At 62.4% G+C, this 7,188-nt stretch carries 3 protein-coding genes; 2 read left to right on the top strand and 1 reads right to left on the bottom strand.

What is annotated here, in order from left to right; translation table 11 throughout:
• The first annotated feature begins 125 nt into the window (after positions 1-125).
• Positions 126-4,037 (top strand): ATP-dependent RNA helicase HrpA, encoded by a 3,912-nt coding sequence (gene hrpA, locus ABQX22_RS09315; protein WP_349798715.1) that lies wholly within the window; start codon positions 126-128, stop codon positions 4,035-4,037.
• A gap of 377 nt (positions 4,038-4,414) precedes the next feature.
• Positions 4,415-5,536: a beta-ketoacyl-ACP synthase III gene (locus ABQX22_RS09310; RefSeq protein ID WP_349798713.1), complete on the top strand. Its 1,122-nt coding sequence runs from the start codon at positions 4,415-4,417 to the stop codon at positions 5,534-5,536.
• 268 nt (positions 5,537-5,804) lie between these two features.
• Here the strand turns inward: ABQX22_RS09310 and ABQX22_RS09305 are convergent, their stop codons facing one another.
• A complete protein-coding gene (locus ABQX22_RS09305) occupies positions 5,805-7,073 on the bottom strand; it encodes a putative porin (protein ID WP_349798711.1) in 1,269 nt (422 codons plus the stop codon).
• Positions 7,074-7,188 lie beyond the last annotated feature (115 nt).

Below are 7,188 nucleotides of genomic sequence, written 5' to 3'. Positions count from 1 at the left end.
GGCTGCGATGCAATGTGTCTGACACACCGCATCGCAGCCTCGCGCTGCTCGTCAGCTCCTACAGGGACCGTGTTAAATCTGCGACAATCCGCGCCCTGCATTCATATGAAGACCCTGCGCCGCTGATGACCGACGAATCGCCCTCCATCGACCAACTGCTCAAAGACATCGATCATGTGATGATCAGTGAGCGTCATCGCCTGCGTCGTCAGTTGCATGACCTGCGCAAGAAGCCCGACGAGGCGAAACTGGCGCAATGGGCCGGGCGGGTTCAGGCCTCCACCGCCCAGGTGCTGGCGCGCAAAAACAGCGTGCCGACGATTCGCTACGACGACAACCTGCCGATTGCCGCCAAGCGCGATGAGATCAAGGAGGCGCTGCTCAAGCATCAGGTGCTGATCATCGCCGGCGAAACCGGCTCGGGCAAAACCACCCAGTTGCCGAAAATCTGCCTGGAAATCGGTCGCGGCCAGCACGGCTTGATCGGCCACACCCAGCCCCGTCGAATCGCCGCACGCAGCGTCGCCAGCCGCGTGGCCGAGGAAATCGGCACGCCCCTCGGCGCGCTGGTCGGTTATCAGGTCCGCTTCGAAGACCAGAGCGACAGCAACACCCTGATCAAGCTGATGACCGACGGCATCCTGCTGGCCGAAACCCAGCACGACCGTTTTCTCGAACGCTACGACACGATCATCGTCGACGAAGCCCACGAACGCAGCCTGAACATCGACTTCCTGCTGGGCTACCTGAAAACCCTGCTGCCGCGTCGCCCGGACCTGAAAGTCATTATCACCTCGGCGACCATCGACCTTGAGCGCTTCTCCGAGCACTTCGACAAGGCGCCGATCATCGAAGTCTCCGGGAGGACCTTCCCGGTGGAGACGATCTACCGCCCGCTGACCTCGCAGCAGGACGAAGACGGCAACAGCGTCGAAGAAGACCTGACCGTCGACCAGGCGATCCTCGCCACGCTGGACGAGCTGGCGGCGATGGAGCGCAGTGAACGCAAATCCCCTGGCGACGTGCTGGTGTTCCTGCCCGGCGAACGGGAGATCCGCGACGCCGCCGAGATGCTGCGCAAGGCGCAACTGCGGCACACCGAAATCCTGCCGCTGTACGCGCGCCTGTCGCCCGCCGAACAACAGCGGATTTTCCAATCGCATCCGGGGCGACGCGTGGTGCTGGCCACCAACGTTGCCGAGACCTCGCTGACCGTGCCGGGCATCCGCTACGTGATCGACACCGGCACCGCCCGCATCAGTCGCTACAGCTACCGCGCCAAAGTGCAGCGCTTGCCCATCGAGGCGATTTCCCAGGCCAGCGCCAACCAGCGCAAAGGCCGCTGTGGCCGCGTGGAGCCGGGCCTGTGCGTGCGCTTGTACAGCGAAGAAGATTTCAACAGCCGGCCGGGGTTCACCGATCCTGAAATCCTGCGCACCAACCTCGCCGCCGTGATCCTACAGATGCTGCACCTGCGTCTGGGCGAGATCACCGCGTTCCCGTTCATCGAGCCGCCGGACGGCAAGGCCATCAGCGACGGGTTCAACCTGTTGCAGGAGCTGTCGGCGGTCAATCGCGAAAACCAGCTGACCCCGCTGGGCCGCCAGTTGGCGCGCTTGCCGGTGGACCCGCGCATGGGCCGCATGCTGCTGGAGGCCGCCAAGCAAGGCAGCCTGCAGGAAGTGCTGATCGTGGCCAGCGCCATGTCGATTCAGGACCCGCGCGAGCGTCCGCCCGAGCGGCAACAGGCCGCCGATCAGGCCCACGCTCAATGGAAGGATCAGGATTCGGACTTCGCCGGGCTGGTCAACCTGTGGCGTGGTTTCGAAGAACAGCGCCAGGCGCTGACCGCCAGCCCGCTGCGCAACTGGTGCCGTCGCAACTTCCTCAACTACCTGCGGCTGCGCGAGTGGCGCGACTCCCACCGCCAGCTCAGCCTGATCTGTCGGGACCTGCAATTGACGGTCAACAAAGAGCCGGCCGACTTCCCGAAATTCCACAAGGCGGTGCTGTCCGGCTTGCTCAGCCAGATTGGTCAGAAAGCCGAAGAGGGTGATTACCTGGGCGCGCGGCAACGGCGCTTCTGGGTGCATCCCTCGTCGGGACTGGGTCGCAAGCGGCCGCAGTGGCTGATGGCGGCCGAGCTGGTAGAAACCACTAAGCTCTACGCGCGCATGGTGGCCAAGATCGAGCCGGACTGGATCGAGCCGCTGGCCGGGCACCTGATCAAGAAAAACCACTTCGAGCCGCACTGGGAGAAGAAGCGCGGCCAGGTCGTGGCCTTCGAGCAGATCACCCTGTTCGGCCTGATTGTGGTCGGTCGCCGCCCGGTGCATTTCGGGCCGATCGATCCGGTGGTGTCTCGGGAGTTCTTCATCCGCGAAGGGCTGGTGCGCGGCGAGATTCAGTCCCGCGCCAAGTGCCTGACCGCCAACGCCAGGCTGCTGGAAGAACTCGACGAACTGGAAGCCAAGGCGCGTCGCCGCGACATCCTGGCGGACGAAGAAACCCTGTTCCGTTTTTACGATGAACGCTTGCCGGCCGAGATTCACCAGACCGCGACCTTCGATAGCTGGTACAAGACCGAAAGCCAGAAGAACCCGCAGCTGCTGATCATGCGCGAAGAGGACGTGCTGGCCCGCGAAGCCAGTGAGGTCACCGCCAACCAATACCCCGACACCCTGCGCCTGGGCGATCTGACCCTGTCGCTGACCTATCACTTCGAGCCCAACCACCCGCGCGATGGCGTGACGGTGCGCGTGCCGGCGCCGCTGCTGTTGTCGCTGCCCGCCGAGCGGCTTGAATGGCTGGTGCCGGGCCTGCTGGAAACCAAATGCATTGCCCTGGTGCGCAACCTGCCCAAGGCCCTGCGCAAGAACTTTGTGCCGGTGCCGGACTTCGTCAAGGCCGCTTTGCAGCGCATGACCTTCGGCGAAGGCTCGCTGACCCAGGCGCTGGGACGTGAATTGCTGCGCATGACCGGCGCGCGGGTCACCGACGAGGCGTGGGACGAGGCGACCCGGCAGCTGGAAAATCATCTGAAGATGAACCTGGAAATCGTCGACGGCGACGGCAAGTTCCTCGGCGAAGGTCGCGAGCTGGACGCGTTGACCGCGCGCTTCGCCCAGGCCAGCCAGGCCGCATTGGCGGTTCCGCAGACCGCGAAAAGTCAGCAGCCGGTGGAGCCCAAGGGCTTTGCCGCCGTGGCGCAACAGACCCAGCAGAACATCGCCGGCCTGTCGATGACCGTGTACCCGGCGCTGGTGGAGGAGGGCGGTGCGGTCAAGGAAGGGCGCTTCTCTACGGCCACCGAAGCCGAATATCAGCACCGTCGCGCGTTGCAGCGCCTGTTGCTGCAACAACTGGCCGAGCCTGCGAAATTTTTGCGCAGCAAGTTGCCGGGGCAAACCGAACTGGCGTTGCTGTATCGCGAGCTGGGCCGCGTCGATGCGCTGATCGAGGACATTCTGCTGGCGAGCCTGGACACCTGCATTCTGGAAGGCGAGGCCACGTTGCCTCGGGATGGCGCCGGGCTGCTGTCGCTGGCTGAACGCAAGCGCGGCGGCTTGACCGAGCACGCCGAGCGGCTGGCGAAACTGACGCTGGAAATCCTCAAGCTGTGGCACGGCCTGCAAAAGCGTTTCAAGGGCAAGATCGATCTGGCCCAGGCGGTCGCGCTCAACGACATCAAGGCGCAACTGAGCAAACTGGTGTACCCCGGCTTCGTGCGCGAGACCCCGGCGCAGTGGCTCAAGGAGCTGCCGCGTTACCTGAAGGCCATCGAGCTGCGCCTGGAAAAATTGCCGTCGCAGGTGCAGAAGGACCGGGTCTGGAGCACCGAGCTGGCCAACCTCTGGGCGCAATACCAGGCCCGTGCCGACAAGCACGCCCAGGAAGGCAAACGCGACCCCGAACTGGTGGCGTACCGCTGGTGGATGGAGGAATACCGCGTCTCGCTGTTCGGCCAGCAACTGGGGACAAAGGTGCCGATCTCGGATAAGCGCTTGAGCAAGCAGTGGACCGCTGTGGAAGGCTGAGTGCCGCGGCCAGCTTCTGCCGAAGGCGTGGGAGCGTGGCTTGTCCCGCGATCTGCCGGGCACCGGCAGCAATACCGGCTGGCCGAGGTGTGTCTGACAGAGCGCGTGATCAGGTTTTACTGCCGGTGCCCGGCAGATCGCTGGCAAGCCAAGCTCCCACGGCCTCCGGCCAGAAGCCAGGGCCCGTGCGCAGCGCGCTAACGCCAAACCCCGGCCAATATGGCAAACTTCGCGCCTGAATCATTAAATCTTCATGAATCTTGTCCCCGTTCATTGGGAACTCATTACTGGCGCATTGGTACTGCCGTCCCACATAACCGGCGCCGGTGCCCGAGCAGGTGATTTGCCTGCTGCCATCCAACAAGAGAGGAACGGCCGTGTACAACGTCGTGATCAGTGGCACAGGGCTCTACACCCCGCCCAACAGCATTTCCAACGATGAACTGGTGCAGTCGTTCAATGCCTATGTCGCGCAGTTCAATGCCGAGAACGCCTCGGCCATCGAGCGCGGTGACGTGCAGGCGCTGACCGAGTCCAGTGCAGCGTTCATCGAAAAAGCCTCAGGCATCAAAAGCCGCTTTGTCATGGACAAGGACGGCATCCTCGACCCGCAACGCATGAAGCCCCGCCTGCCAGAGCGCTCGAACGATGAATGGTCAATCCTCTGCCAGATGAGCGTGGCGGCCGCCGAACAGGCCCTGCAACGCGCTGGCAAGACGGCGGCCGACATCGACGGCGTGATTGTGGCCTGCTCCAACCTGCAACGCGCGTACCCCGCCATTTCCATCGAAGTCCAGGCAGCGCTGGGCATTCAGGGCTTCGGCTTCGACATGAACGTCGCGTGCTCTTCGGCCACCTTCGGCATCCAGGCCGCCAGCAACAGCGTCCAACTGGGCCAGGCCCGGGCGATGCTCGTGGTCAGCCCGGAAATCTGCACCGCGCACCTGAATTTTCGCGATCGCGACAGCCACTTCATCTTCGGTGATGCCGCCACGGCAGTGGTAGTCGAGCGCGCGGATCTGGCGACCTCGCCGTACCAGTTCGAGATTGTCAGCACCAAGCTGCTGACCACGTTCTCCAACAACATCCGCAATAACTTTGGCTTCCTCAACCGCACGGCGGAAGAGGGCGAAGGCCGGCCGGACAAACTGTTCGTGCAGGAAGGGCGCAAGGTGTTCCGCGACGTCTGCCCGATGGTGGCGGAGCTGGTGGGGGCGCACCTTCAGGAAAACAGCCTGAATGTCAGCGACGTGCAGCGCTTCTGGTTGCACCAGGCGAACCTGAGCATGAACCACCTGATCGTCAAGAAACTGCTGGGCCGCGACGCGACCCTCGAAGAAGCGCCGGTGATCCTCGACACCTACGCCAACACCAGTTCGGCGGGTTCGGTGATTGCGTTGCACACCTATCAGGACGATTTGCCCAGCGGCGCGTTGGGTGTGCTCAGTTCGTTCGGGGCGGGGTATTCGATTGGTAGCGTGATACTGCGCAAGAAGTAAACGGTAGATCCCTGTAGGAGCGAATTTATTCGCGAAAGTGTATGTCAGGCGATACATCAATCCAGGCAGCCACCGCTTCGCGAATAAATTCGCTCCTACAGAGAGAGCGCGGCGCTAACAAAAACAACCCGGCGCTGACCTGTCGAACGGATGATGGGGATCCGGCAGGGCAACGGCGGGTTGTAAGGTGTTACCGCCTCAAGCGAGGCAACATCTTCGCTTGAGGCGTCTGGCTTGCAGCTTTCAACTTGAGGCTGCAGCTGCCTTCTTAGAACTTGGCCAGCACGTCCAGTTGCAGTGTGTTGGCATCGGCGTCGCGCTGGCTGGCCACGGCGTAGTCGGCCTTGGTCAGGAAGTAAGTCGCGCCGACCGAGAAGTTCTTGTCGATGTCGTAGGAAACGCCCAGTTTGTGGCCGCGCGAACCGGTGGTGCCGTTGGCGAAGTCGGAGTCGGTGAAGGCGCCAACCACTGCGTTACGCTGAGTGTCGCGGTAGTTGTAGTCCAGACCGAAACCAAACACCTTGGTTTTCACGCCGGTCAACCAGCCGGTGTCTTCGTCGCTGTCCGTGGCGTTGTTGACCACATACTGGCCATACACCGACAGCGGAACGGCCAGGCCGTTGATGTCCACTTGACCGAAGCCTTCGATCAGACGGAAGCGGTTGGTGTTGTTGCCGTTGACCGCCAGCGCAGCGCTGTCCTTGTCGTTCTGGTACTGGTAGATACTGCCGCCGATGGTCACTTTCAGCGCGTCCATCGGGGTGAAGCGTGCGCCCAACTGACCGGCGTTCAAACGCAGGTCGTTCTTGAACTGGGTGCCGTCGCCGTCAATGTTGTCCTTGAGGGTGTAGTTACCGGCGCTACCGAACAGCTCGAAGCTTTTGCTGATTGGCAGGCTGTAGGTGGCTGCCAGGCCTTCCGGGTTGATGTCGTTATCCCAGATGATGTCGCCCATGCTGACCCATGGCTGGGCCATCTTGCCGCCAATGATGTGCAGGTTCTTGATCGCGTCCGGGTGGTAGTCGATGTAACCCTGATCCAGCCACAGGTCTTTCTTGACGAAATAACCGTCCAGGTCCTGGTTGGTGGAGCGGGCGTCGTTGCTACCGCCGGTGGCGATACGGATGCCGGTGCTGACTTGCGGGTTGATCTCGGTGTAGGCGCCCAGACGAGCACGGATACGCTGGCGGTCCTTGTCCTGGCTGTTGTTCTGGCCATCGATCTTGATGGTTTCCTGACGAACGCGAACGTCGCCCTTGAACTGCGTCTTGGCGGCCCAGGCCACTTTCTGGGCAAACGCGTTCATCTCATCGGTCTTGGTTTGCGCAGCGGCGACTTGCGTGGCTTGCTGCTGTTGAACTTGCTGATCCTTGGCCAGTTCGGTCTGCAGTTCGGCGTACTGCGAAGGAGAAATCGATCCGTTTGCCTTGAGCATGTCGAGCAACTTGGCGTCGACTGCGGCGTGGGCCGGGATACTCATGGCCAGAAACAGACCCCCGCACAGGGCCGCCGCAGTTTTGGTGGAAGCAAGACGCATATCATTCTCCGTAGCTGAGAGGGGTGGAGAAAAGCCACCCTGGAAATACCGTCCGGCCTGGACAGGATCGTCCTTTCTTAGAACCGGACGCTCTAAAAACTGGCGCCAGTATCGT

This window comes from Xanthomonas sp. WHRI 1810A, assembly GCF_040202885.1.
Classification (GTDB): Bacteria; Pseudomonadota; Gammaproteobacteria; order Pseudomonadales; family Pseudomonadaceae; genus Aquipseudomonas.
The sequence above is the reverse complement of the archived record's forward strand: the minus strand, read 5'-3'. Positions and strand labels throughout refer to the sequence as shown.

Excerpts from the sequence above, each read along its gene's own strand:
- hrpA (WP_349798715.1), top strand. The coding sequence starts at position 126 with ATGACCGACGAATCGCCCTCCATCGACCAACTGCTCAAAGACATCGAT.
- ABQX22_RS09305 (WP_349798711.1), bottom strand. The coding sequence starts at position 7,073 with ATGCGTCTTGCTTCCACCAAAACTGCGGCGGCCCTGTGCGGGGGTCTG.